The sequence below is a fragment of the Actinomadura livida genome, from assembly GCF_014648675.1.
In the GTDB taxonomy this organism is placed as follows: domain Bacteria; phylum Actinomycetota; class Actinomycetes; order Streptosporangiales; family Streptosporangiaceae; genus Spirillospora; species Spirillospora livida.
In genome coordinates, this window is record NZ_BMRO01000055.1 from 1 (window position 1) to 771 (window position 771).

The 771-nt window shown below is 68.7% G+C and carries 1 protein-coding gene; it reads right to left on the reverse strand.

Annotation, left to right across the window (positions count from 1 at the left end; genetic code table 11):
- Positions 1–162: 162 nt before the first annotated feature.
- The coding region (locus IEZ03_RS37280) for a transposase (RefSeq protein WP_229808837.1) at positions 163–771 on the reverse strand (609 nt) is incomplete at its 5' end.

Here is a 771-nt window from a genome sequence, read left to right on the forward strand (position 1 = left end):
AGCCTCGATCCACCGATGGTGAATCGAGGTCGATCTCTCGGCCATTTCGGTGAGGTGGTCGAGTTGTCGGGCACTCGCGGGCAGGGGTGATCGGCTGGTCTGCCCAGCCTTTCCACGTGTTCGGTTCCGGTCGGGCCCTCTGGGGCGGTGGATAACGGCATGTCAGACGCTGTCGGGTGGGGCGTGGACGGTGGTGAACAGGTGCATCCACGCGTCGCGCCAGGGCCAGTTGCGGGGCAGGTGCAGGAGCAGGCGGCGTGCTGAGCGGGCCAGCCGGGCGGGGACGTTGACCAGGTGCGCGCGGAGGGTGGCGGTGGTGGCTTTGGCGTGGAAGGCCGAGGCCAGCGCGCCGGCGGCGCGCAGCAGGTTGAACGACATCGCCCACAGGACCAGCCAGGCGGCGTTGGCGTTGAATTGCCCGGACGGCAGGTGGGCCAGCGGTCCGGCCTTGGCGTCGGCGATGACCTGCTCGATCACGGCGTGGTGGCGGTGCTGGCGTTCGGCCTGCAGGGTCTGGAACGGGCTGTCGGTGAAGAACGGGTGGTAGCGCCAGGCGGGGAACAGTTCGCCCTGTTCACCCACGGTGGGCGGTTTGGCCAGGTCACGGACACGACGCACGATCAGCCGGGCGGTGACCTGCTCGCTCTTGTTGCGGCCGGTGAAGGCGGTGTAGGCCGGTATCTCGGCGACCTGGGCGTCATAGATCAGCTCGCCGGTGTCGGGATCGAGCACACCGCTGGGGTAGCGGATCTGCGTCCACACATCCTCGTC